Origin of the sequence: Chitinophaga cymbidii (genome assembly GCF_007992715.1) — a bacterium.
In the GTDB taxonomy this organism is placed as follows: Bacteria; Bacteroidota; Bacteroidia; order Chitinophagales; family Chitinophagaceae; genus Chitinophaga; species Chitinophaga cymbidii.
Map to the genome: position 1 here is coordinate 470,327 of NZ_BKAU01000004.1, position 22,934 is coordinate 493,260.

Annotated in this window: 19 protein-coding genes; 8 read left to right on the top strand and 11 right to left on the bottom strand. The window is 54.3% G+C overall.

Annotated elements, in window-relative coordinates:
- Positions 1 to 111: 111 nt before the first annotated feature.
- Positions 112 to 1,434: a DEAD/DEAH box helicase gene (locus tag CCY01nite_RS18150; protein WP_146864777.1), complete on the bottom strand. Its 1,323-nt coding sequence runs from the start codon at positions 1,432 to 1,434 to the stop codon at positions 112 to 114.
- A 225-nt stretch (positions 1,435 to 1,659) separates the two neighbouring features.
- Here CCY01nite_RS18150 and CCY01nite_RS18155 point away from each other — a divergent pair, with 225 nt between their 5' ends.
- From CCY01nite_RS18155 to CCY01nite_RS18165, 3 genes are all read left to right on the top strand, one after another.
- The gene (locus CCY01nite_RS18155) at positions 1,660 to 2,406 is read left to right on the top strand and encodes a fatty acid desaturase (RefSeq protein ID WP_146864779.1); all 747 of its coding nucleotides are present in this window, start codon (positions 1,660 to 1,662) and stop codon (positions 2,404 to 2,406) included.
- Positions 2,407 to 2,432: 26 nt separating this feature from the next.
- A complete protein-coding gene (locus tag CCY01nite_RS18160; protein WP_146864781.1) occupies positions 2,433 to 2,708 on the top strand; it encodes an RNA recognition motif domain-containing protein in 276 nt (91 codons plus the stop codon).
- Between the two features lie 93 nt (positions 2,709 to 2,801).
- Positions 2,802 to 2,987: a hypothetical protein gene (locus tag CCY01nite_RS18165; RefSeq protein WP_146864783.1), complete on the top strand. Its 186-nt coding sequence runs from the start codon at positions 2,802 to 2,804 to the stop codon at positions 2,985 to 2,987.
- On the opposite strand, the gene CCY01nite_RS18170 is transcribed toward CCY01nite_RS18165, so the two are convergent.
- Complete coding sequence (locus tag CCY01nite_RS18170; protein ID WP_307726085.1) at positions 2,979 to 3,341, bottom strand: ArsR/SmtB family transcription factor; 363 nt, start codon at positions 3,339 to 3,341, stop codon at positions 2,979 to 2,981. The two genes, CCY01nite_RS18165 and CCY01nite_RS18170, sit on opposite strands and share 9 nt — an antisense overlap.
- 132 nt (positions 3,342 to 3,473) lie before the next feature.
- Between CCY01nite_RS18170 and CCY01nite_RS18175 the strand changes: the two genes are divergently transcribed.
- Together CCY01nite_RS18175 and CCY01nite_RS18180 are read left to right on the top strand one after the other, a co-directional pair.
- Positions 3,474 to 5,798: a family 10 glycosylhydrolase gene (locus CCY01nite_RS18175; protein ID WP_186831132.1), complete on the top strand. Its 2,325-nt coding sequence runs from the start codon at positions 3,474 to 3,476 to the stop codon at positions 5,796 to 5,798.
- An 89-nt stretch (positions 5,799 to 5,887) separates the two neighbouring features.
- Positions 5,888 to 7,153, top strand: coding sequence for a DUF5690 family protein (locus CCY01nite_RS18180; RefSeq protein WP_246129971.1), 1,266 nt, complete (start codon positions 5,888 to 5,890; stop codon positions 7,151 to 7,153).
- Here the strand turns inward: CCY01nite_RS18180 and CCY01nite_RS18185 are convergent.
- The 9 genes from CCY01nite_RS18185 to CCY01nite_RS18225 all read right to left on the bottom strand — a co-directional run bounded on the left by CCY01nite_RS18185 (position 7,125) and on the right by CCY01nite_RS18225 (position 19,409).
- The gene (locus CCY01nite_RS18185; RefSeq protein ID WP_146864787.1) at positions 7,125 to 7,487 is read right to left on the bottom strand and encodes a DUF1304 domain-containing protein; all 363 of its coding nucleotides are present in this window, start codon (positions 7,485 to 7,487) and stop codon (positions 7,125 to 7,127) included. The genes CCY01nite_RS18180 and CCY01nite_RS18185 overlap by 29 nt on opposite strands.
- A gap of 142 nt (positions 7,488 to 7,629) precedes the next feature.
- Positions 7,630 to 8,571: a glycerophosphodiester phosphodiesterase family protein gene (locus CCY01nite_RS18190; RefSeq protein ID WP_146864789.1), complete on the bottom strand. Its 942-nt coding sequence runs from the start codon at positions 8,569 to 8,571 to the stop codon at positions 7,630 to 7,632.
- 4 nt (positions 8,572 to 8,575) lie between these two features.
- Positions 8,576 to 9,178: a histidine phosphatase family protein gene (locus CCY01nite_RS18195; RefSeq protein ID WP_146864791.1), complete on the bottom strand. Its 603-nt coding sequence runs from the start codon at positions 9,176 to 9,178 to the stop codon at positions 8,576 to 8,578.
- Between the two features lie 17 nt (positions 9,179 to 9,195).
- Positions 9,196 to 10,656: an FGGY-family carbohydrate kinase gene (locus CCY01nite_RS18200; RefSeq protein ID WP_146864793.1), complete on the bottom strand. Its 1,461-nt coding sequence runs from the start codon at positions 10,654 to 10,656 to the stop codon at positions 9,196 to 9,198.
- An 11-nt stretch (positions 10,657 to 10,667) separates the two neighbouring features.
- Positions 10,668 to 12,107, bottom strand: coding sequence for an FGGY-family carbohydrate kinase (locus CCY01nite_RS18205; RefSeq protein WP_246129972.1), 1,440 nt, complete (start codon positions 12,105 to 12,107; stop codon positions 10,668 to 10,670).
- A gap of 2 nt (positions 12,108 to 12,109) precedes the next feature.
- Positions 12,110 to 13,114 (bottom strand): 2-hydroxyacid dehydrogenase, encoded by a 1,005-nt coding sequence (locus CCY01nite_RS18210; protein WP_146864797.1) that lies wholly within the window; start codon positions 13,112 to 13,114, stop codon positions 12,110 to 12,112.
- Positions 13,115 to 13,128: 14 nt separating this feature from the next.
- Positions 13,129 to 14,403, bottom strand: coding sequence for an MFS transporter (locus CCY01nite_RS18215; RefSeq protein WP_146864799.1), 1,275 nt, complete (start codon positions 14,401 to 14,403; stop codon positions 13,129 to 13,131).
- A gap of 28 nt (positions 14,404 to 14,431) precedes the next feature.
- The gene (locus tag CCY01nite_RS18220) at positions 14,432 to 16,168 is read right to left on the bottom strand and encodes a RagB/SusD family nutrient uptake outer membrane protein (protein ID WP_146864801.1); all 1,737 of its coding nucleotides are present in this window, start codon (positions 16,166 to 16,168) and stop codon (positions 14,432 to 14,434) included.
- Positions 16,169 to 16,175: 7 nt separating this feature from the next.
- Positions 16,176 to 19,409, bottom strand: a complete 3,234-nt coding sequence (locus CCY01nite_RS18225; protein ID WP_222614435.1) for a SusC/RagA family TonB-linked outer membrane protein — start codon at positions 19,407 to 19,409, stop codon at positions 16,176 to 16,178.
- Positions 19,410 to 19,748: 339 nt separating this feature from the next.
- Here CCY01nite_RS18225 and CCY01nite_RS18230 point away from each other — a divergent pair, with 339 nt between their 5' ends.
- From CCY01nite_RS18230 to CCY01nite_RS18240, 3 genes are all read left to right on the top strand, one after another.
- On the top strand, positions 19,749 to 20,513 hold the full coding sequence (locus CCY01nite_RS18230) for a DeoR/GlpR family DNA-binding transcription regulator (RefSeq protein WP_146864805.1): 765 nt from the start codon (positions 19,749 to 19,751) through the stop codon (positions 20,511 to 20,513).
- Positions 20,514 to 20,524: 11 nt separating this feature from the next.
- Complete coding sequence (locus tag CCY01nite_RS18235) at positions 20,525 to 22,360, top strand: ABC transporter ATP-binding protein (protein ID WP_146864807.1); 1,836 nt, start codon at positions 20,525 to 20,527, stop codon at positions 22,358 to 22,360.
- A 188-nt stretch (positions 22,361 to 22,548) separates the two neighbouring features.
- Entirely contained in the window at positions 22,549 to 22,848 is a 300-nt protein-coding gene (locus CCY01nite_RS18240; RefSeq protein WP_146864809.1) for a DUF3817 domain-containing protein, read from the top strand.
- The last annotated feature ends 86 nt before the right edge of the window (positions 22,849 to 22,934 follow it).

Genomic DNA, 22,934 nt, shown 5'->3' on the forward strand with positions numbered 1-22,934 from the left:
CAGCAAAAGAGAATTTTTTTTGGAGGGCATGCTATAGCTGGTTGCACAACCGATGGCCGTTGCAAACCGGCTGTTCGCGACCGATGACAGCGAGGCCGTTGAGCGGGCTGTTTACTGCTGTGCGCTGGTCTTCGGAGAAGAAGGCCCTTTATGCGGCGCGCCGCCGCCTTTATTGTTTTTGCCGTGTTTGTGATGGAATTTGCGGTTATTGCCACCTTTGCCCCGGCCTTTACCCGGCCTGCCGTTGCCGCCACCACCGCCACCACCGGATTTCCGGTTTTTGGGCTGGTATACCGGCGCCGGCCCGAATGCTTCCGGCACGGGAACTTTCACCACTTCATGCCCGAGCAGCTGCTCGATGCGGGAGAAGCGGCCCTGTTCCTTGGGCGTGATAAAAGTGTAGGCAGTGCCGTCTGTAGCCGCCCTGGCTGTACGTCCGATGCGGTGGATGTAATCTTCCCCGTCGTTAGGCACGTCGTAGTTGATGACGAGATCGATGTCCTCGATGTCGATGCCGCGGCTAAGGATGTCCGTAGCCACCAGGATGTTCAGCTTTTTATTTTTGAAGTCCAGCAGCGCCTGTTCCCGTTTTTCCTGCTCCAGGTCCGAGTGGATCTCTTCCACCGAGAACTTCGCTTTCTTCAGCAGCAGGGTGAGCTGCTTCACGTTCTGCTTGCGGGAGCAGAAGATGATAACGCTTTGCTTGCGCCTGCTTTCCAGCACGTGCTTGATCAGCGGGGCCTTTTGCTCTTCATGCACTACAAAGGCTTCCTGCACGATCTTTTCCGGTGGTTTGGAAATGGCGATGTTCACCTGCTCGGGGTCCTTGAGTATCTTGAGGGCCAGCTTGCGCATCTTTTCCGGCATAGTGGCGGAAAAGAGCAATGTCTGCCGTTCTTTCGGGAGGTAGGAGATGATCTTTTCAATATCGTCATGAAAGCCCATGTCCAGCATGCGGTCCGCCTCGTCCAGCACCAGGTATTTCAGCCCCTGGAGCTTTACATAGCCCATGTTGAGGTGCGCGATCATACGGCCGGGCGTACAGATCACAATGTCCACACCGGAAGACAGCGCTTTCTTCTCCACCGCAAAGGAATTACCGTCACCGCCGCCATAAACGGCGATGGAGCTGATATTGGTGAAGTAAGACATTCCTTCCAGCACCTGCGCGATCTGCACGGCCAGTTCCCTGGTGGGTACAATGATCATGGAGTTGATCTGGCTTGCGTCATGCGTATGCGTGAGAAGGTTTTGTATGGTGGGGAGGAGGAAGGCGGCAGTTTTGCCCGTGCCCGTCTGGGCGGAGGCTATCAGGTCTTTTCCTGATAATATGATTGGGATCACTTTTTCCTGAACCGGAGTTGCGGTGGTATATCCCATCGCATCTATGCCATCCAAAAGATCATCGTCGAAGTCAAAATCGTAAAAATGCAAGGTAATTATACTTTTTTTTAATATAGGTATGTAAAGATACGTGAATATCGGGGATTTGGGGCATTGTGATTTGTTTAACATTATTTTGGCTACCTTCGGAGCGTAATAAAAGTTACAACTGCTTATTTCTGCTGCAATCTGCGTTCGCTCACATCTTTCAGCTTAACTTTCTGGTTACCTCCCCCGGGGATTTTATTACCCAACATCTGTCACCAACTATTTTTTATGTTTATCATTATCTTTTTTATTGCCATCTGGTATCTGTCGCTGTTTTCCCAGACTTTTCTGCAACATCGTTACGCATCGCACGGAGCCTTCCAGATGAACAGGTTCTGGGAAAGGGTCTTTTACGTTTTCGCATATATTACCCAGGGATCTTCCTATATGAGCCCGAAGGCTTATGCTATCATGCACAGAATGCATCATGCCTATACGGATACGGAGCGCGATCCGCATTCGCCGGAGTTCTCAAAGAACGTATTCTCCATGATGTGGCGGACCAGCCGCTTTTACCGGCAGATATTCCACGGGAAAATGAAGGTGGAAGAACGGTTTACGAAGAACCTGCCTGACTGGAGGAAGTTCGACCGCTTCGCCAGTTCCGGATGGAGCCGCCTGTTATGGGTAGCCGGTTACGTGCTGTTATTCGTATTCTTTGCTACTTCTCCCTGGTTATTCCTGCTGCTGCCGGTGGTCATTACTATGGGAGCGGTGCATGGCGCCATTATCAACTGGTTTGCCCATAAGTTCGGCTACAAAAATTACACCCTGAAAAATACTTCCGCAAACCTGCTGCGCATGGATGTGCTGATGTTAGGTGAATCTTATCACAACAATCATCATAAACATCCTTCCGCCATCAATTTTGGCATACGGAGATATGAAGTGGACCCGGTATATTATATCATCCTGCTGCTGAACTGGCTGCGGATCGTGAAAATACCCAGGCTGGCCACGGTGCACGCACATTAATTACAAACACACTTAAATACAATTATATGAACATTTATGTATCCAATCTTCAGTCTTACTTCAAAGACGAAGACCTGCACGGCCTGTTTGCTCCCTTTGGGAACATTGTTTCCAGTAAAGTGATCATGGACAGGTATACCGGTACTTCCCGGGGTTTCGGTTTTGTTGAAATGTCTGCTGCCGGCGAAGGGCAGGAGGCGATCAAAGAACTCGATGGTAAAGTAGTTGACGGGAGGGCAATTGGTGTTTCCGTTGCAAAGGAGCGTTCTGAAAGACCGGGTAACGGCAGGAGCTTCCGCTAATATTGCCTGACATATACAAAACGATCTGCCGTTCCGGGAAACCGGGGCGGTTTTTTTATTGACATAACGATGGAAAATTTGTAAAATTGAAGAATGAAATGGTGGATATTCTTTCCCATGTACGTCCTGCTATTCATCGGGTTCGCTGTACTGCGTGATCTGTGGTGGCTGGAGAAACCGTACAGCGATCACCTTATCCCCGACTGGATTGTTTGGGGGCTGATATTAGGCGGTCTTTTTTTCTTCCTGTTCCGGCCGCGTAAGAAACCATCATCCTGACTTCGCAGCCCCGCCTTTTGCGTTTTTCTTCCTCGCGTTTTTCTGCCCCTTCGCCAGGAAACTCTCCAGCGCGTCCAGCTTCCCTGTCCAGAAAATACGGTATTGTTCCGCCCATGACGCTACGTCTTTCAATTGCTGCAGCTGTACTTCGCAGTAGCGTTCGCGGCCCTGTTGCCGGATGGTGATCAGCCCGCATTCCGTGAGGATGCGGATATGTTTGGAGATGGCCGGCCTGCTGATATCAAAATTGTCCGCCACGGCATTCAGGTTCAGGGACCGGCGGGCCAGCAGGTCTATGATCTTTCGCCGGGTGGGATCTGCGATGGCCTGGAATACGTCTCTTCTCATTTCCATATTAAACAGTTATTACGAAACCTTCTGGTTACAAATCTACGCAAATTTATTTTAGGCGGCGATAACGGCGAACGATCGTCAGATGATCTATATACTGGAAAGCACTATTGTTTCAACCAAAATCCCCGTATGATGCCTCAACTTTTACGCAATCTATTCCTATTCACTTTACTTCCCCTTTTTACGATCGCACAGGTAGCCCCGAAGCGGGAGCTGCGCGGCGCGTGGATCGCTACGTACCTGGGCATCGACTGGCCGAATAAAAACCAGACCCCCGCGCAGCAGCAGGCGGCCTTTATCGCCATCGTGAACCATCATAAGGCGACGGGACTGAACGCCCTGTACATACAGGTGCGCAGCCAGTGCGACGCGCTGTACAACAGCCCGATCGATCCCTGGTCCGCCGACCTCACCGGCACGCAGGGCGTAGCGCCCAACCCGTTGTGGGACCCGATGCAGTTTGCCATCGACGAATGTCATAAACGCGGCATCGAATTCCATGCCTGGATCAACCCGTACCGCGCCGTGGGTAATTCCAACAACCTGCCGGGCTTCGCGGAGAGCCATGTTGCGAAGCAACATCCCGAGTGGCTGCTGAGCCAGGGCACGCTGCGGGTGCTCGACCCCGGCCTGCCGCAGGTAAGGGATTACATCACCAGCGTGATCGATGATATCGTGCGCAGGTATGATGTGGACGGCATTCACTTCGATGATTATTTTTATCCCGGTTCTCCCTCCACCTTTAATGATGATGCTACTTACGCCGCCGATCCGCGCGGGTTTACGGACCGGGGGGACTGGCGAAGGGATAATATCAGCCTGCTTATCAAACGTTTGAACGACACGATCAAGGCGATCAAGCCCTGGGTGAAATTCGGCATTTCGCCCTCCGGCATCTATCGTAACAGCACAGACCCTGAGATCGGTTCTCCCACCTCCGGCCTGCAACACTACGTTACATTGTTCGCAGACACCCGCAAATGGCTGGAAGAAGGCTGGGTGGATTACATCATGCCGCAGGTATACTGGTATATCGGCCAGCCCGGCGCGGATTATTCCAAAGTGATGCCCTGGTGGAACAATCACGCCTACGGCCGGCATATCTACATCGGCATGGCGGGATATAAAGTGAATGATGCCGCACAGGCGCAGCCCTGGAAGGAACCTGCACAGATCCCCAACCAGGTGCGGATGAACCGCGACAGCGCTTACAGCAACGTTTACGGCCAGTCCATCTACAACACCGGCAGCCTGCGGTCCTCCACACGCCTCGGCTTCCGCGATTCGCTGCGCCTGCATTTCTACAACACTCCCGCATTGCAGCCCGCCATGCCCTGGCGCGATAACGTGGCACCGGAGGCGCCCATCGCCCTGAACGCTTACCAGCACGCCAATGATTCCGTGACCCTCAACTGGGTGAATATGGCCAGCACCACCGATGAAATGGATAAGGCAAAACAGTTCGTCATCTACCGTTCCACGCAACCGGCGATAGATACCACTGTTATCCTTGCCATCACGCCGCAAAGCGAAACGGCCTACACAGATACTACCATCGAACCCAATACAACGTACTATTATGCCGTCACCGCGGTAGACCGGTTCCACAATGAAAGCGGCGCCTCCAATCTCTCCGCCAACCTTGCGCCGGAGATCATTTGTCCGGATACAACGCTGCGGCTGAATGCGGATGCCGCCTGCACCATCCAGGTACCGGACTACCGCCAGCTGGCGCAGGTCGGCGATACCACCGGCGTTACCTTCTCACAGTGGCCTTTACCGGGCAGCATCGTGCAGGGCAACCAGCTGATCCAGCTGATCGCTACCAACGCGGGCGGCAAGTCGGATACCTGCGGTATTGCCCTGATGGCGGGAGATACCATCGCGCCGGCGATCACCGGCATCAGCGCGGACCCGTCCATCATCACGGTGGCGAATAACCAGCTGAAAGACGTAACGGTGAACTACCAGGTGTCCGACTGCGGCCCGGTTACCACTACGCTGAGCGTTACCAGCAACGAACCTATCAGTCCGTCCGACTGGCAGGTGGTGAACGGTCACCAGGTAAAACTGCGTGCAATGCGCTCCATCTTCGGCAACGGCCGCATCTATACGATCACCGTTGCGGCAACAGACAGTGCGGGTAATGCCAGCACGGCCAGCACCGAAGTGATCGTGCCCGGTAGCAAGCCATGGACTTCCGGGGACGGCCTTGCCGTGGTAGCGGTGCCGAACCCGACGCTGCATCAGTTCGTATTGCTCATGATCAGCAAGCATCCGCAACCGATCAGCATCCGTGTGCTGAACAACAGCGGGCAACTGGTGGAAAGCCGTCAGAACATCGCGCCGAACAGCACGCTCAGGATCGGGGCGAACTATGTACCGGGCATCTACTATGTAGAGATCCTGCAAGGCACGAAACGCCAGATACTGAAGCTCATCAAGATCGGTCACTAGCCTTTCATATATTGATACACCCCCGCAGGGCCGCTCACTACGGTGGGCGGCCCTTTCTTTTATCCGTTTAACAACGTATCTTCCGGTATATGTTCACCAGGCGCCAGATATGGACCGCGGTCCTTGCGGCCATCACCAGCTTTTCCGCTTACACGGCTATCTTCACTTTCCGCAAAGCCTTCAATGTGGCGGCGTACGACGGCCATTCCCTTTTCGGGATGGATTACAAGGTGGTGCTGGTGATCACGCAGGTACTGGGATATATGACCAGCAAATTTTACGGCATCCGTTTTATTTCCGAGATGAAGCGCGTGCGCAGGCATGTGCTGATATTGCTGCTGACGGGCTTCTCCTGGCTGGCATGGCTGGCGTTCGCGCTGATACCGCCGCCGTATAATTTCTGGTGCCTGTTCCTCAACGGCTTTCCGCTTGGCATGCTGTGGGGCGTGGTGTTTTCTTACGTGGAAGGCCGGCGCACGACAGACCTGATCAGTGCAGCCCTTGCCGTTAGTTTCATCTTTGCGTCCGGACTGGCGAAAACAACGGCGCAGTGGGTGATGGATGCATGGGCTGTCAGCGAGTACTGGATGCCGTTCGTGGTGGGATGCATCTTTATGCCGGCGCTGGTGCTGTTCGTATTCCTGCTGGAAAAAATACCGCCGCCGGATGAAATGGACGTGCAGCAGCGGATGGACCGGCAACCGATGGGGAAGGGGGACCGGCGGGCGTTGCTGAGGAGTTTTTTGCCGGGGATCTTTTCGCTGGTGGTGATCTACATCCTGGTGACGATCCTGCGGGAGATCCGGGACAGCTTTATGGCGGACATGTGGCGCGAATCCGGTGTGGCCTTGCAGGCCGGTGTTTTTGCAAAAACAGAAACGACTATTTCCGCGGTTATCCTGGTGCTGATCGCCGCGATGATCTGGCTGCGGAATAACTTCAAAGCTTTTATGCTGGCGCAGGGAATGATGCTGGCGGGGTTCATCATCGCGCTGGCCGCCACCATACTTTATCAGCGGATGCAATTGCAGATGTATAGCTGGATGCTGATGGTGGGTTTGGGATTATACATGGTGTACATTCCGTTCAACAGCATCCTGTTCGACCGCTTCATTGCGGCGTTCCGCTTTGCGGGGAACGTGGGGTTTCTGATATATATCGCGGATTCTTTCGGGTACCTCGGTAGTGTGGGCGTGCTGCTGGTGAAAACAGTGTTTCACATAGAGGCGGACTGGCTGCGGTTTTACATGCAGCTGGTGATGATCGCGGGGATGGTGGGGATTTTAGGGACGCTGATCTCGATGATCTATTTTTCGCGGAAATACATCAAAGCACGAAGATCAGCAGCAACGTGATCAATGCCGGTAACGCCTGTACGAAGAATATTCTTTTGGATGCGGTGACAGCGCCATATATACCCGCCACCGCCACACAGCTCAAAAAGAAAATGGCCACATGCCGTTGCCAGGCTACGTCTTCAATCCAGAGGCACCAGAACAGGCCGGCGGCGAGAAAGCCGTTGTACAGGCCCTGGTTGGCGGCCAGCGTTTTAGTCGGTTCGAATAATTCTTTGGGTATTTGTTTGAATATCTTTGGCGCGCGGGTGGTCCATGCGAACATTTCGAGGTAGAGGATGTAGAGGTGGAGAAAGCAGATGAAGCAGATGAGGACAAGGATGATGATAGCCATAGGAGTATTTTATTGGATAAATATAGCGGATTTTGGTCACAAGGGATCAAGGCTGTACAGGAAAACCTTTAAAGACGTAAAAAGGCTGCCGCACCATACAAATGTTGATGCAGCAGTCTTTCGGAAATAACTATCAATATCTTCAGATCGTTTTCTTCCCGAAGAATTTCTTCTTCTTACTTTTCGCCGGCAGCAGGGGTTTGATGGCATCCGCGGCTTCAATGGAGCGGTCCGCTTCTATCAGGCTGGCGCCATCGCGGATGATCGCGCGGTAAGCGTTGGCGCGCTCTTCGGCGGAAGCCAGCTTGTCGTACGTGGGAGCAGTGGAGATCATGCACATCACGCCGCGCTTGTTGAGGTTCGCGTACAGCGGCTTCAGCTCGGGCTTGTTATCGGGACCAACGTACGCCATGATATGCGTCCACGGAATGCCGAGGGCTTCGTATTCTTCGAGGGCTTTTTGTGTTTTTACGAAGGCTTCAAATACGATCTCCCTGTTCCGGTCGTGATACCATTTTGCTTCTTTGGCGGAGTGCACGGTGACCATCACATTCGCTTCCGCGTTGTGTTTGGCGATGATGGCGGCGGTCATTTCAAAGGGTACGTCCTTTTTATCCAGTATCAGCACCGTTTTGCCCTTGCTCCAGATGATCGCTTCCTCGAGCGTGGGGATGCGGAATTTAGTAACATTGCCTTCCACATCTTTCAGGTAAAGCTGTTTCAACTCCGCCAGCGTGTAGTCGCCTACTTTACCGGTACCGGTGGTGGTGCGGTTGAGGGTGGCGTCGTGCATCAGTACGATGACGCTGTCTTTTGTGAGGCGCGGGTCGATCTCGAAAGTGGCGGGTGTGTGGCGGAGGGTGTTCTCGAACGCTTCGATGCTGTTCTCGGGGAAACCTACATTCACCCCGCCGCGGTGGCCGCTGATAAAGGGCACGTCCTTGCCGGTATATTTAAAGAAGGCGCGGAGGTCTTTGGCCGTTTTGATGTTCAGCACATTGATGGTATTGGATTGTGCGTACATCGTACCGCTCATGGCGATGGCGATGCCGCAGGCTGCTAACTTTTTATACCATGCGATCATATTCTCAGAATTTTGAATTAAGGTGTTCTAATGTGAAGGAGCCGTCGGATGAGAGTTTGAACATGGTGATGGAGGCGTTGTCCTGTACCAGCATGCGGTAGTTTTTCAAAGGCATGCCGAGCTTGTAAGCGAGGTACAGGCGGTTCACGCCGTTGTGGGCGGCTACGAGAATGTTGCCGGACGGGTGTTGCTGCACCAGCTCCCGGAAAAAATCATCTACACGGGTAACGATCTCCATGCCCGTTTCGCCGGTGCCACCTGCGCGGTGAATGGCGGGATCATCCATCCAGTTGGTCCACAGCGAAGGGTTTTCCGCGATAAACTCCTCTTTCGTTTTCTTTTCCCAATCCCCGAAGTCCGCTTCTATCAGGCGCTGGTCTTTTTTTACGTCCACGCCGGAGGCGATGGCGGCGGTCATGAAAGCACGCTCTAACGGCGAGGAGTACACGCCGTCGAACGTAAATCCTTTCAGCTGATCGCGCACCAGTTCCGCCTGCTGTATGCCCCTGGCGGTGAGGGAGATGTCCGACCGGCCACAGTAGCGGTTGTTGTCTGCATTCCAGGCAGTTTGTCCATGCCGTAACAGAAAAATATTAAGCGTATTCATCCGTTGATAATTATCGTTTAGCGGTCAGATGGAACGCCCGGTGTATAAAAACGTTGGGTGGGCGTTTCATAGCCTGAAATGTATCCTTTTTCTTTGAGTGTCTGTATGAATTTTATGTAATTATTCTCGTACACGGCCATAATGGCGGGCGCGGGCCTTACTTCCCGTTCTATTTGCGTCATGGCAGCGGCGGCTTCCATGATGGAAGAGAAGCGCGTTTTGGATGCGGCCAGGATGGCGGCTCCTGTGGCGCCGGTGACATGCTTCATTTTGTACAGCGGCAGATTCAGCACATTGCTGCGGATGCCGAGCCATACCGGGCTGTTGCTGGCGCCGCCCGCGGTGAACACGGCCTTTACCTTTTCGCCGGAGAGCTGCTCGATGACCTCGTAGGCATATCTTTCGATATAGGCCACGCCTTCCATGCCGGCGGCGAAGCGCGCCGCGGTGGAAAGTCCTTCCTCTTCAAACCCCCTTGCCTGCGGCGCGATGAACGGGAAGCGCTCCCCCTGCTGCATCAGCGGCCAGGAAAGGTGCTGCGTGGGAATGAGGGCGGCGGCGGCTTCGTTGAGCGAAGCAAGATCTTCATTGAAATTTTTGGTTACCCAGTCCGCGCCGGTGTTGCTGGCGCCACCGGGCATCCAGTATCCTTCCGGGTGACGGTGGCTATATAGCCGGCCTTCCGGGTCTCTGATCACTTTGGTGGTAACGCCTTTTACCACGAGCGTGGTGCCGATGGTGGTGTTCCAGTCACCGGGGTTCACCGCGCCGGAGGCGATCTGCGAAGCGCATCCATCCGTCATTCCCGCTACCACGATCACATCATTGCCTAAGTCCGGAACGTCTTTCACGTGGCCGACTGGTGTACCGGAGGGCACTACCTCCTGCAGCCATTCCTTTTTAAATGGAAGATGTTCCCATATGTATGCCGGCCAGTGCTGCTGCTCTACGTCGTAGCCGGATTTCAGCACATTGGTGAAATCCGTTACATCGAAGCGGCCGCATAATTTTCCGATGATGAAGTCGGCGGCGTGGATGAACTTGTAGAGCTGCGCGGTCTTTTCCGGATAATTGTTGATGAACCAAAGCATCTTGGGCAGGCCGCTGCTGGTATTGAAGGCCGTATAGCCGTGATCGTGATATTTCACCGCTGCGGCCTTGCAGGTATCGCCTTCGGCTTTCTGCCTGCCGTCGCTGTACATGATGGCGTTGTGCAGCGGTTGGAGGTCTTTGCCGAGGGGGATGATGGTGCCGGAGGTGGAGGTGACCGAAACGGCTTTTACGGCCGAGAGGTCGCATTCCGCGGCGAGCTGCTGCAGGGAGCGGAGGCAGGCGTCCCACCAGGTGGCGGGGGATTGCTCTTCGCGGGAAAGGGAGAACTGTTCCTCACGGCTGCCGAGCAGGTTGCCTTTGTCGTCCATCAGCACTACGCGCGCGCCTTGCGTACCTACGTCTATCCCTATAAAATGATGTTGCATAATTGTTCTTGCTAATTCATATTCCTGAAATACCCGCGCGTTTTTTCCCATTCAGCGTACAGCGCGGCGTAATGCTCCTGTTCCTGCGGGTGCACCACTTCAATGCTGTCGTTCATGGTTACGTTCAGCTGCAGCGCCTGGTTGCAGATCAGCGCGCCGCCGATGGCGGAGGACTGCTGGAACGCATGACGCATCTGCACTTTCTTGCCGGTGAGATTGGCGATCAGCTGCCGCAGCACCTTGCTCTGCAATCCGCCGCCGCATCCCCAGATATAATCCGGCCGGTGGCCGTCCACTTCCGCCAGGATGCGGTAGTTCTTCACGATGGAGCAGGCGATGTCGAAGATCGTGGCCCATACGAAGGAGCCGCGGGTGAGCAGGTGGGATACCGGCGCAGGGAAGATGAAGCCGCCGCGGGTGAGGGATACCTCCTCGTCCGCCAACAGGGAGCCAAGGGAGGCCATGCAGAACGTATGCTTGTTCTCCTGCAGCTCTTTTTCGATCACGTCATATCCTTCATTCGGATAAAAAATCTCTTTCAAACGCTGATAATTCAACCCGGTAACACCGGCATTCGCTTCAAACACAAACCGGTCCGGCTCAATATCCCGGCTCGTCCACGTCCGTTCTTCATCATCCAGTTTATACGTTCCTGTTAGTTTCACGATCGGGGTGGTGGTGCCGGATACGATCACCATATCGTCCACAGCGGGACGGGTACTCTTGATGGCGAGTTGTGTATCGCCGCCGCCTACAACCACTTTTACATCTTTATTCAGACCGAGCGATTGCGCTACATCCGGCAGCACGTCGCCTAATACGGTAGCGGATTCCGCAATAGCGGGCAGCAGATCCATGCTTAACCCGAAGACTTCACAGAGTTCTTTCGACCATTGCTTTTGCGCCACGTCGTAAAGCAATGTTTCGGATGCCTGTGAGTGCTCGTACTTCGCCACGCCGCTCATTTTATATTCGATCCAGTTACTGATGCTCAGGAAGGTGTGCAGCTCTTCCCATACGGCCGGTTTCCGCTCGCGGATGCCTACCAGCTTCATGGCGGAGAAAAGGGAAGTAGGGTAGCGGCCGGTCAGTTGATAAACACGGCTTTTGTCCCGCATGATGCCTTCCCATTCGCGTCCGCGGTGGTCGATGTTGGGCAGGCCGATAAGAGAAGCACCGTCTTTCCCTATCAGCACGATCCCTTCGCGCTGGCTGGTGGCGGTAACGGCTTTCACGGAAGCGGCGGGAACAGTGGCGAGCACCGTTTTCGCCAGCCGCTGCACCTGTTCCCACAGTTGCGCGGGATCAAAGTACAGCGCATCCGGGTAATCGTTGTCCTTGACATATACAATATCTTCCCTGGCCACGCCCAGTACTTGTCCGTTTTGCGCGGCAGCGGCCACGCGCACGTTGCCGGTACCGATGTCTACAATAATATATGAATCCTGCATCGTCATTGAATATGGGCTTTAAGTATAGCTTTGTTGGACAGCTCCGCGATCTGCCGGTTTCCCCGGGCGAACCACTCCTGCAGCGCCCTGTTCATGATCTCTACGTGATGATCTTCCACTTCGAAGGTGGCGCCGGCGATGTGCGGTGTGGCGATCACGTTCGGATGGTCGATGATGCGGTAGTCCAGCTCGTCCGGCGGCTCGTTGTCGAACACGTCCAGCACGGCGCCGCGGATAGCCTGCGATTCCAGCACTTCCAGCAGGTCTTCACGCTGCACCACTACCGCGCGGGCGGTATTGACAAAGATGGCATCTTTTTTCATCCGTTTCAACAGGCTGCTGTTGATCATCCCTTTTGTTTCCGGTGTAACGGGCAGGTGAATGGATACGATGTCGCTGCTGCTAAAGATTTCCTCGATGCTGGTTTTGCGGTAAGCCTTGTCGTATTCCGTCACGTACGGATCAAAGAACTGGATATTGCAGGGATAGTTGCGCACCAGCTTTGCGATCAGCTGGCCGATGGCGCCGAATCCCACCATGCCGATGGTCCTTCCCGCCAGCTCGTTGCCTTTGAACGCGAGGTACGAATCATGTGCGCCGGCCTGCCAGTTGCGTCCTTTGAGCCAGTCGATGCCCGGGATCGTTTTACGCAGCAGCAGGATCACGTTGGAGATGAACATTTCCGCAACGGCCTGCGCGTTCCGCGCGGGCGTGAAGAATACGGGTATGCCCAGTTCCGTTGCCGTAGCCACGGCTACGTTGGAGGGGGTGCCACGGCAAACGCCGATGAATTGCAAATGCGGGTTGGCCTGGATAACGGCGGCCGTCACATGGTCGTGCTCGGTGATCAGCGCCTCCGCTTTGGAGGACGCGAGCAGTTCGAGCAGCTCTGCTTCGTTATACGCTCTTCCATGGGGTTTCCAGGGCTTGTAAACAATTTCGCCGAATTGCTTTTCCAGTTCTTCTAACCCTTTTTCATGGTAGGGTGCTGTAATCAATATTCTCATGCTGTAATAATTTGCTATACCGTTTGCAGTGTTTCCGCCTGGTTGTTGTGATGATGCAGGGTCTTTGCATTATCGGGCAGGGTAATGAAGCGCGTCAGCACTGCGCTGATCACGTAGAGGACGGCGAGTATCCATATCACACCGGCTTCGCCCACGCTGCCGATGAAAAGCCCTACGATGGCGGGCCCTACGAATACCGGCAGGCCGGCGCCGAGGTTGAGGATCGCCATGGCGGCTCCTTTATCTTTCTTTACAAGTGACGGCACGAGGGCGGACAAAGGCACATATCCGGCGAGGAACGCGCCCCAGAGCACGCCGGCGGCCATCACCATCCAGAAGCTGCCTTCCCATATCTGCGGCGCGTAGTAGAACAGCAGGGTGCTCACCGCGCAACCCACGCCGCCGAACCACATCACCGTATTGCGCCATCCGAAGCGGTCGCCCACAAACCCGAAGATCAGGTTGAAGATGATGTTGGCGGTAAAGATGGTGCCCCAGATCTGCAGCCACTGCGTGGTATCAAAGCCATGCCGCGCCATGTACATGGGCAGGAACACCGGGAAGGCGAACTGCGCGGTGGTATTGATGATGCGCACAATTCCGCCCAGCAATACCTTCGGCTCTTCCTTCACGATGGTCAGCCCTTTCATCAGCTCTTTCGCCTGTGAGCCGGACGTAGTGCTTTTCTTCGTTTGCGGCCGGTTGATGATCAGCGCGAAAAGCGCGCCCAGCAAGGCCCAGAACAGCGAAGTCCATAATGTGTTCAGATGCCCGAATTTTATAATGGCCCAGCTGGAATAGTAAGCGCCGAGTACATTCAATCCTCCTGTAAACACGAACCAGAACCAGCCTACGGCCCGGCCCAGCTGTTTCTGCGGGCTCACGTACGCGATCCACACCAGGAAGGAATAAGCAAAAAGCGGGTATCCGAAACCCCGTAATGCATACGTCAGCAGCATTACGGGGTAGTTCAGTTCCGGCATGCCATATCCAACAAAGCCCACCGTTCCGAGAATGTAAAGCACCAGCCCCATGAACATCGTGCGTTTGATGCCGTATCCTTCCGCCAGTACGCCCGAGAACCAGGCGGAAATGGCGATCGTAATACCGTATACGGTGAACAGGGTGGCGGACTGCTGTACGGTCATCCCGTGGTCCACCAGGTAAGGGCTGAGCCATCCCTGTTCAATACCATCGCCCATCATGAAGATCATGATGCCGATATAGCCCCACAGCAACTGCCGTGGAATGCCTGCTTTGTCAAATAGTGTTTCTTTGTTGGTTGACATGCTGTATCAGTTTTTATTTTACGTGTTATCAGTTCGGCCACCTGGGGTCTTGTTTCAGGTTGCCGTTCAGCACGATCTCGTTGTACGGGATCGGGTAGAAATATTTATAGTCTTCGAATTTTCGTTCCAGGTTATCGAACAGGATCAGGTTGCCGCTGGTGCCATCCGATAGTTTGAACTGCACGTTATCTATCAGGAAGTAATATACGCCGGGCACTTTTGTGGTGGGGATGGTGGTCACGAAACATACGTCCATCTTGCCGTCCTCGTTCAGGTCCATCAGCGTGTTCAGCGAAGGTACGTACATGCCGTCGTATGTTTTTTCGAGCAGCCTGGCCGCTTTCCAGCGCAGGAGGTCGTCGTAGCGGAATCCTTCCAGCGCCAGCTCTATGCCGCGTTCCCGGCGGATTTCCAGCAGCGCCGCGTCGTCGATGTCCGGGAAGTAGTTTTGCTGCATATAGGCGTCCGCCACGGTGGGGAAAGGAGCGGCGGCGATGCCCGCGCGCTGGCGCAGCAGGGCGATGGTCGCGTTCCAGTCCGTGGTATTGAAGGTACCTGATTCCGCTTTTGCTTCCGCGTAGTTCAGTAGCACTTCGGCGTAGCGGATGATGGGCAGCGAATTGAAGTTCTCCGCCACACCATCCGTCGCTTTAGAGTCCACAGCCAGTTTAATGGGCATATAGCCCGTATAGGTATAGGTAAAATCCGGTGGCGCCGCCGCTCCGTCGCGGGTGTAGTTACCGAGGCGGATGGATTGTTTCAGGCGCAGGTCGCGGTCCTTTACTTCCGTTACGAAGGGAATGCTGTTGTAATTGGCCTGTGCGGTGAAGGGGGTGCCGTCTGTTTTCAGATAGGTGTTGATGAAGGTCTTGGTGAAATTCAATCTACCGCCGTAAGTGGCGCTGGTCCAGTACCAGTTGCCGTCGTTGAAAACGCGGAGGCTTTTGCTGTTCACCGCGGCGAGCATCACTTCGGTGTTGTTCGGCGTTTCGTTGACGAACAGGTCGCGGTAAGGCTGTGCGCCCGTGGTCAGCAGGCGATACTGGTTGCCCTGCATCACGAGGTTCGCTGCTTCCGCGGCTTCGGTGAACCATTCGCTGGCCGTAGCGGTCAGTTCCAGTTCCGGATGATATTTGCGGATGGAGCCTTCGAACAGGCAGATCCTTGACTTCAGCGCGAGCGCCACCCAGCGGGTGACCTGTGAAGCGGTGTTGTCTTTCGTGTTGCGGATGTTGGCGCAGGCGAAGTTGATGTCGGACAGCACGCTGTCCATTACCAAAGTGCGCGGGTCGCGGCCTTTGTACAGATCGGGATCGTCTACGGCGAGCGTCTTGTTATAATAAGGCACATCCCCGAACTTCTTCACCATTTCAAAATAGAACCAGGCGCGGAAGAAGCGCGCCAGCCCGATGTAGTGGTTCCGGGCTTCGTCTGTGATCTTTGCCTGGCCTACGTGTTCGAGGAAGTAGTTCACCTTGCGCAGGTTTTCCCAGTTCCAGCCGGAAGCCTGTGTGGCGCCGAAGGAACCGTAGATGTAGTTGGAGGGTGTTCTGCCTACGAGGTAGTCGCTCAGCGCATCGCTTTTAACGATGTCCGTGCCGGTGGGCAGGATCAGGTAGAACGAGTTGGCGTAGAGCTGCAGATCTTTTTCCGTATTGAAAGCATTGTCCGGGGACAGCTTGTCGAAAGGCTTCAGGTCCAGTTCCTGCTTGCAGGCGGAGAACGCGACCAGGGCGATGAGTAATATGTGGAGAATACGTTGCATGATCGTTTTATTTGAATGTCACATTGATCCCTACGGTGTAGGTTTTCATCATCGGATAGGCCATCCCGTTACTGCCGCTGCCGCTGGTCAGTTCGGGGTCGGTGCCTTCGATCACTTCAGGATCGAGCGTTTTCACGTGCCTGTACATGGGGCTCCACGTCCAGAGGTTCTGGCCGGTGAGGTAGATGCGCGCGCTTGCCATGCCGGCTTTGGATACCCAGGCGGAAGGCAGCGTGTAGCCGAGGCTCAGGTTCTTCAGGCGGACGTAGGCCACGTTCTGCATGTACTTGCTTTGCTGCACCTGCAGCTGGCCGCGGGAGTTGAGCGCGGTATAGCCCCGCAGGCGCGGGAAGTAGGTGTCCGGGTTGTCTTCTGACCAGATGTTGTTCACCACATCTTCCGGGTGCCAGCTATATGGACGGTTGAAGGCGCCCCAGAACAGCGAGTTGTCGGTTCCCGGCCAGAAGTCGCGTTTACCCACGCCCTGCACGAACAGGGAGAAGAAAATACCTTTCCATTCCAGGTTGGAGGTAAAGCCGTAAGTGTAGCGCGGCTGCGTGTTACCGATGATGGCCTTATCGCCGGGATCGGAGAGGGAGCCCGCTCCTTCAGTGATCTTCTTGTCGCCGTTCAGGTCCTTGAACTTGATATCGCCGGGTAATGGCTTGTTGGCGGCCGATACGCGGATGAAGCTCTGGTCGATGCCGCGGTTGTTCACTTCGTCCATGTCCGCATAATATCCGTCATTCACAAATCCCCATACATCACCAACGGTCATGCCCACGTAGTACGTGTTGATGAGCCCCTGCGGGTTGTTGAAGCGGGTGATGGTGCTTTTGTTGTCTGACAATACAAAGCGCAGGTCGTAGGTCAGTGGATTGCTGCCTTTGGTGCGGTCTTTCCAGCCGATGGACAATTCCCATCCTTTTGTTTCCAGGTCCGCGTAGTTGCCTTTCGGTTCGGCGGCGCCGAATACGCCCGGCAGTGGCAGCCCGGTGGTGAACATGTCCGTTGTTTTACGGGTGTACCAGTCGAACGTAGCATTGAGGCGGTTGTTGAGGAAAGCGATGTCTGTACCGAAGTTCAGCGTGGTGGCTTTCTCCCAGGTGAGACCGTCGGGTACCACGCCCGGTTGCTGCGTGTAGTCCGGGCGGATGCCGTTCAGCACGCGCGCCAGCTGGGCGACGGACATGGTTTCGAGGAACTGGTAAGGGGAGATGTTCCCGTTGCCCAGGGTGCCGTAGGAAGCGCGCAGCTTGAAGTCGCTGACGGTGTTCACGGGCAGCGTCCAGAACTTTTCGCGGGATACGCGCCATCCGGCGGATGCGGAGGGGAAGAAGCCCCATTGCTGGTTTTGCGGGAATTTGGAAGTACCGTCGTAGCGGCCGTTCACTTCAAACAGGTAACGTTCATCAAAGATATAGTTCAGGCGGAAGAAGCCGCCGATCGTTCTCCATTCGCTGCCGCCGCCGCGCAGCTGGAAGTTCACGCCGTTCATCAGCGAGAAGTCCGGCAGGGCGTTGTTGATCAGCCCGTCCCGTTGAATATAGCGGCTTTTCAGGAGAGAATGTTCGTAGTTGTAACCGATCATCCCTTTGAAGTAATGCTTGTGGAAGGTCTTTTCATAATCCGCGTAGATGTTGGCGGCGAGATAGCTGGTCTTGCCATCGTCTTCATTCATCTTGCTTTCGCCGCGTTCCAGCATCACGCCGGGTTTCTTGCTGTAGGGCACCGGCGTGTAAAGGCGCGTTTCCACGTTGTTCTGCTGGGAGAAGGTAAGGTCGCCGTTCACATGCACCTTGTTTTTAAACAGGCTGGCCGTAAACCGGGAGGTATTGCGGATCAGCTGGCGGCGCTCTTCCGAATAGTTATTGCCGGAAATGAAGCTGCCGAACACGATGGCGGCATTCTCCGTTAAGGTGCCGTCCGGATTGCGCAGCATGGCAATGGGAAACGCTTCGTCCGAGATCCTTCTCCATACCGGCGTATTGCTGGGGTGGTTGAGGATGGGGAAGAAGTAATCCATTTGCGAGAAGTTCAGGTCGTTCTCCACCTTCAACCACGGGAACGCCTGTACGGAGCCGCGCGCCCGCAGGTTATAGGTGGAGAAGTTGTCCGGGTTGTAGCGGAAGACGCCTTTCTGGGCCATGTAGCGGCCGGAGAGGTAGTAGTTGACGTTCTTGCTGCTGCCGGATACGCTGAGATTATGTTCTGTGGAGGGATTGGCGTCGGCGTATAATTCCTTCAGCCAGTCCGTGTTGCCGTAATAGACATAGTCGCCGTTAGCGGGGTTGATGTCTACCTTCGGCAGGGAAGGATCTGCGTCGCGCCGTTTCAGCTCGTCCAGGTAATCTAACGAGAACGGGAATACGGAGTTTGCTTTCTGCGGATGGGAGGCGTAGTCGTTCCAGGAGGCGAAGGCTTCATCGAAGTGTTTGGCCCACTGGTAGCCGTTGGTGACCAGCTTGGGTTTGATGGTGCGTTCGTTGAGGGAAACGTTGGCCGTATAGTTGACGGTGGTTTGTTCTTTTGTCGGGTTTTTGGTGGTGATGAGCACCACGCCGAAGGTACCGCGGGAGCCGTAGATGGCTGCCGCCGCGGCGTCTTTGAGCACGGTCACGCTTTCAATATCGTTGGGATTGAGGAGGTTCGGATCTCCCGGCACGCCGTCTATCAGTATCAGCGCGCTGCCGCCGGCGCCGATGGAAGTGGCGCCGCGCACGTTATAGGTGGCGCCGCGGATGGGCTTACCGTCCGTCATGCGGATGTTCAGGTTGGGGATGACGCCCTGCAGGCCGCGTGTAGTGTTGGTCAGGGGCCTGTTTTCGAAAACTTCGCTGCCCACCTGGTCTACCGCGCCGGTGAGGTTGATCTTTTTCTGGGTGCCGTAACCCACTACCACCAGGCCTTCCAGGTCACGGGAGGTGGATACGAGCTGCACGTTGATGGTGCTGCGGCCGCTTACAGGAACTTCCTGTTCGGCGAAGCCGATAAAAGAAAATTGGAGAACGGACTGCCCGCCGGGGACCGCAAGCTGGTAGCGGCCATTGTCGCCCGTGGTAACGCCCGTGTTGCTGCCTTTGACCCGCACGTTCACACCAATGAGGATCTCGCCTTTGTCATTGGTCACTGTTCCGCGTACAGTGTGTTGGGACTGCCCGTTCATAACTCCGGGCAATGCAAGCAGCAACAGGCTTAGCATGTACCTGCAGCACATGGTAAGGATGCATCTTTTGCTCATGTTCATCAGTGTTTTTTGGTTTGACATTTCATCAGTTCTGAAAAAATTGTGGTTGAATAACTGATGTTTCATATCAGTCGTGGAATTTGAACGTGCTGTGGAATATCTCTTCAATAAAAGTAGAAATTAAACTTAATTAAACAAAATTAAATTAAAGTTAAGTAATGGTTAAAGCAATATTAAGGGAATGAAAAGAAGTGAAAACAGTTGAAAATAAACGAAATAAGCGGGGTGGAGGAAATTTAAAAATAGTTTCATCTACCCTGTAAGAGTATGTTTATTTTTATTCCTTAAATTTGATGAAAGATTATTTAAGTTAAATAAGACCAGTATTCAGCCATGAATATTACAGACAGACATCAGCTGATCCTGCAAAAGCTGCAGGAAAACGGCCGGGTAGACATACAGGAGTTAAGCGAATCGCTGCAGGTTTCAGGTGTTACCATCCGGAAAGACCTCAAGCTGCTGGAAGAGAAAAAGCTGCTGTTCCGCACCAAAGGCGGCGGTTCCACCCAGAACCCCTATACTATCGAACGCCCCATCAACGAGAAAGAATTCATCAAAACAGAAGAAAAAAAGAAGATCGCCAGGGCCGCTGAAACCCTGATCGGGCAAAACGATTCGATCATCATCGGTTCCGGTACAACCGTATTTGAACTGACCCGCTTCATTCATCCCCCGAAACATCTTACAGTCATCACGCCGGCCCTCAAAGTAGCGCTGGAGCTGTGTAACAGACCTTTTGTAGATGTATTGCAGATCGGCGGCCTCATTCATCAAAGCTCCTCTTCCGCCGCGGGCTCCTTCGCGGAAAGGCTGCTGGAAGACATTTCCTGCGGCGTGCTCTTCCTGGGCGTGGACGGCATCGATCCCGAATTCGGCCTCTCCATCACCAACCTCGCGGAAGCCAGCCTCAACATGAAAATGATCAGCCTCGCGCAGACCGTGGTAGTGATGGCGGACAGCTCGAAGTTCGACAGAAGGGGGATCGGCCGTATTTGCAGTCTTGAGCAGGTGGATTATATCATTACAGATAACCTCGTGTCGCAGGATACGGTGAAGATGCTGAGCGAGCGGGGGGTGAAGGTGATCATTGCGGAATAGTTTTTTTAATCATGAGAAGACCCAACCGGAAACCGGGGGAACCTGATGTGAACTTTAAAGAAAGGATGGCGGCGCTGCGCAACCTGCCCGCATTCTTCCGGCTGGTATGGCAAACCAGTCCCTGGCTGACCGCCGTGAATGCCCTGCTTCGCATTCTTCAATCCGCCATGCCGCTTGCCATGCTCTACACCGGCAAGCTGATCCTCGATGAAGTAGTGCGCATGACGCAGATCAAAGGGGAGCAGAGCTTTCTGCATCTCTGGGAATTTGTAGCGCTCGAATTTGGACTGGTGATCGCCACCAGCGCCCTCAGCCGCGTGATCACTCTGATAGACGGCCTGTTAGGCGAGCAGGTGGCCAACCACACCTCGGTACGCATCATGCAGCACGCCGCTATGCTGGACCTTGACCAGTTTGAAGATTCCGCTTTTTACGACAAGCTTGAACGCGCCCGTCAGCAGACGCAGGGCCGCACCGTGCTGCTTTCGCAGGTATTAAGCCAGGTGCAGGACCTGATCACGATGGCTTTCCTCGCCGCCGGCCTGCTGGCATTCAGCCCCTGGCTGATCCTGTTGCTCGTGGTGTCTGTTGTCCCCGCCTTTTTTTCGGAGACTTATTTTAATGACAAGTTCTATGCGCTCGCATGGGGACAAACGTCCGACCGCCGCGAGCTGGACTATATCCGTTACCTCGGCGCCAGCGATGAAACCGTGAAGGAAGTGAAGATCTTCAATTTGTCGGATTACCTGATTGGCCGGTTTAAAAGGTTGTCGGACAAGTTTTATCATGACAAAAAGCAATTCTCTGTCCGCTACCATTCCTGGGCGGTCTTTTTCGCGATAGTCGGCGGCGCGGGGTATTATACCGCTTATGTTTTCATTATCCTGGATACGGTGCGGGGCAACCTGAGCATTGGCGATCTGGCTTTTCTCGGCGGTTCGTTCCGGCAGTTGAGAAGCTTGCTGGAAGGCGTGCTGATCCGCTTCACCAGTGTAACGCAGGGCGCTATTTATCTGCGCGACCTGTTCGAGTTTTTCGAAATACAGCCGCGCATCATTCAGCCACAGCAGGCAAGACCGTTTCCCGATCCGATCCGCGAAGGGTTTGTATTCGAGAACGTTGGTTTTAAATATTTGAATTCGGAAAGATGGGCGAACCGTCATTTGAATTTTACCTTGCATGCCGGTGAAAAGCTGGCGCTGGTGGGAGAGAACGGTGCGGGAAAAACCACGCTGGTAAAGCTGCTGGCACGCCTGTATGATCCTGTGGAAGGGCGCATTCTGCTGGACGGGCACGATCTCCGCGAGTACGATCTTGTACAGTTGCGAAAACAGGTGGGCGTGATCTTCCAGGATTTTCTGCGGTACCAGATGACCGTTTCGCAAAACATAGCAGTGGGGAATATCGGGGAGTTGGAAAACGAAGAAATGATCACTACCGCGGCGCGGAAAAGCATGGCCGACGAGCTGGCACAGCGGCTTCCCGGAAAATACGAACAAATGCTGGGCCGCCGTTTCCACCAGGGTGTGGACCTCTCCGGCGGCGAATGGCAAAAGATAGCGCTTGCGCGCGCATACATGAAAGACGCCCAATTACTGATACTGGACGAGCCTACCTCCGCGCTGGATGCGCGGGCGGAATACGAAGTATTCCTGCGGTTCGCAGACCTTACAAAAGGGAAATCCGCCGTGCTGATCTCGCATCGTTTTTCCACGGTAAGAATGGCCGACCGCATCCTTGTGCTCGAAAGCGGCGAGCTGAAAGAGATCGGCAGCCATGATGAACTGCTTGCCCGCGGAGGGCGTTATGCGGAATTGTTTCATTTGCAGGCGCAGGGGTATAGGTGAGAATTTTACAATTCGAGGAAAATACTAGAATTTTGTCATTATTACATTGTTTATCAATAAATTAGTCTGAATGACCCATTGGCTTTCCTGCAATTTTACTTTAAGTGTCTTCGTGAAGGCAGGGACGCCCCGCAGTGCACCTGACGAGGATCATATGCCAGGAAAAGATTGTGGCGTAGTATTGCCGCATGGAAAATAAAACACCCGCGTCCGTCAAGCGGCTGAAATTTATCGCCTTGCTGGAAGGTATTTCCTTCCTGGTACTGCTTTTCATTGCCATGCCGCTGAAATACTTCGCGGAAGAGCCCTGGCTCAACAGACAGGTGGGCATGGCCCACGGGGTGTTGTTTGTGCTGTACGTGATACTGGTCATTGAAGTGAAGATCGCGCTGGACTGGTCTTTCAGAAAGATGCTCATTGCGCTGGGCGCTTCAATTGTACCTTTCGGCACGTTCTACATTAACGAAAAGTGGATGAAGAAGCCGTAAAATTGCCGTCTCCAATCGTTGAAGGGGACGAGGTGTAAAAAGGGCCCGTCCACATACAGTTTCCGGGCCCTCAATGGCGTCCGTTC

Coding starts and splice junctions, on each gene's coding strand:
- CCY01nite_RS18210 (WP_146864797.1), bottom strand. CDS start 13,114: ATGAGAATATTGATTACAGCACCCTACCATGAAAAAGGGTTAGAAGAA.
- CCY01nite_RS18160 (WP_146864781.1), top strand. CDS start 2,433: ATGAACATTTATGTATCCAATCTTCAGTCTTACTTCAAAGACGAAGAC.
- CCY01nite_RS18230 (WP_146864805.1), top strand. CDS start 19,749: ATGAATATTACAGACAGACATCAGCTGATCCTGCAAAAGCTGCAGGAA.
- CCY01nite_RS18235 (WP_146864807.1), top strand. CDS start 20,525: ATGAGAAGACCCAACCGGAAACCGGGGGAACCTGATGTGAACTTTAAA.
- CCY01nite_RS18170 (WP_307726085.1), bottom strand. CDS start 3,341: ATGGAAATGAGAAGAGACGTATTCCAGGCCATCGCAGATCCCACCCGG.
- CCY01nite_RS18175 (WP_186831132.1), top strand. CDS start 3,474: ATGCCTCAACTTTTACGCAATCTATTCCTATTCACTTTACTTCCCCTT.
- CCY01nite_RS18180 (WP_246129971.1), top strand. CDS start 5,888: ATGTTCACCAGGCGCCAGATATGGACCGCGGTCCTTGCGGCCATCACC.
- CCY01nite_RS18215 (WP_146864799.1), bottom strand. CDS start 14,403: ATGTCAACCAACAAAGAAACACTATTTGACAAAGCAGGCATTCCACGG.
- CCY01nite_RS18165 (WP_146864783.1), top strand. CDS start 2,802: ATGAAATGGTGGATATTCTTTCCCATGTACGTCCTGCTATTCATCGGG.
- CCY01nite_RS18225 (WP_222614435.1), bottom strand. CDS start 19,409: ATGAGCAAAAGATGCATCCTTACCATGTGCTGCAGGTACATGCTAAGC.
- CCY01nite_RS18200 (WP_146864793.1), bottom strand. CDS start 10,656: ATGCAACATCATTTTATAGGGATAGACGTAGGTACGCAAGGCGCGCGC.
- CCY01nite_RS18205 (WP_246129972.1), bottom strand. CDS start 12,107: ATGCAGGATTCATATATTATTGTAGACATCGGTACCGGCAACGTGCGC.
- CCY01nite_RS18240 (WP_146864809.1), top strand. CDS start 22,549: ATGGAAAATAAAACACCCGCGTCCGTCAAGCGGCTGAAATTTATCGCC.
- CCY01nite_RS18155 (WP_146864779.1), top strand. CDS start 1,660: ATGTTTATCATTATCTTTTTTATTGCCATCTGGTATCTGTCGCTGTTT.
- CCY01nite_RS18195 (WP_146864791.1), bottom strand. CDS start 9,178: ATGAATACGCTTAATATTTTTCTGTTACGGCATGGACAAACTGCCTGG.
- CCY01nite_RS18190 (WP_146864789.1), bottom strand. CDS start 8,571: ATGATCGCATGGTATAAAAAGTTAGCAGCCTGCGGCATCGCCATCGCC.
- CCY01nite_RS18185 (WP_146864787.1), bottom strand. CDS start 7,487: ATGGCTATCATCATCCTTGTCCTCATCTGCTTCATCTGCTTTCTCCAC.
- CCY01nite_RS18220 (WP_146864801.1), bottom strand. CDS start 16,168: ATGCAACGTATTCTCCACATATTACTCATCGCCCTGGTCGCGTTCTCC.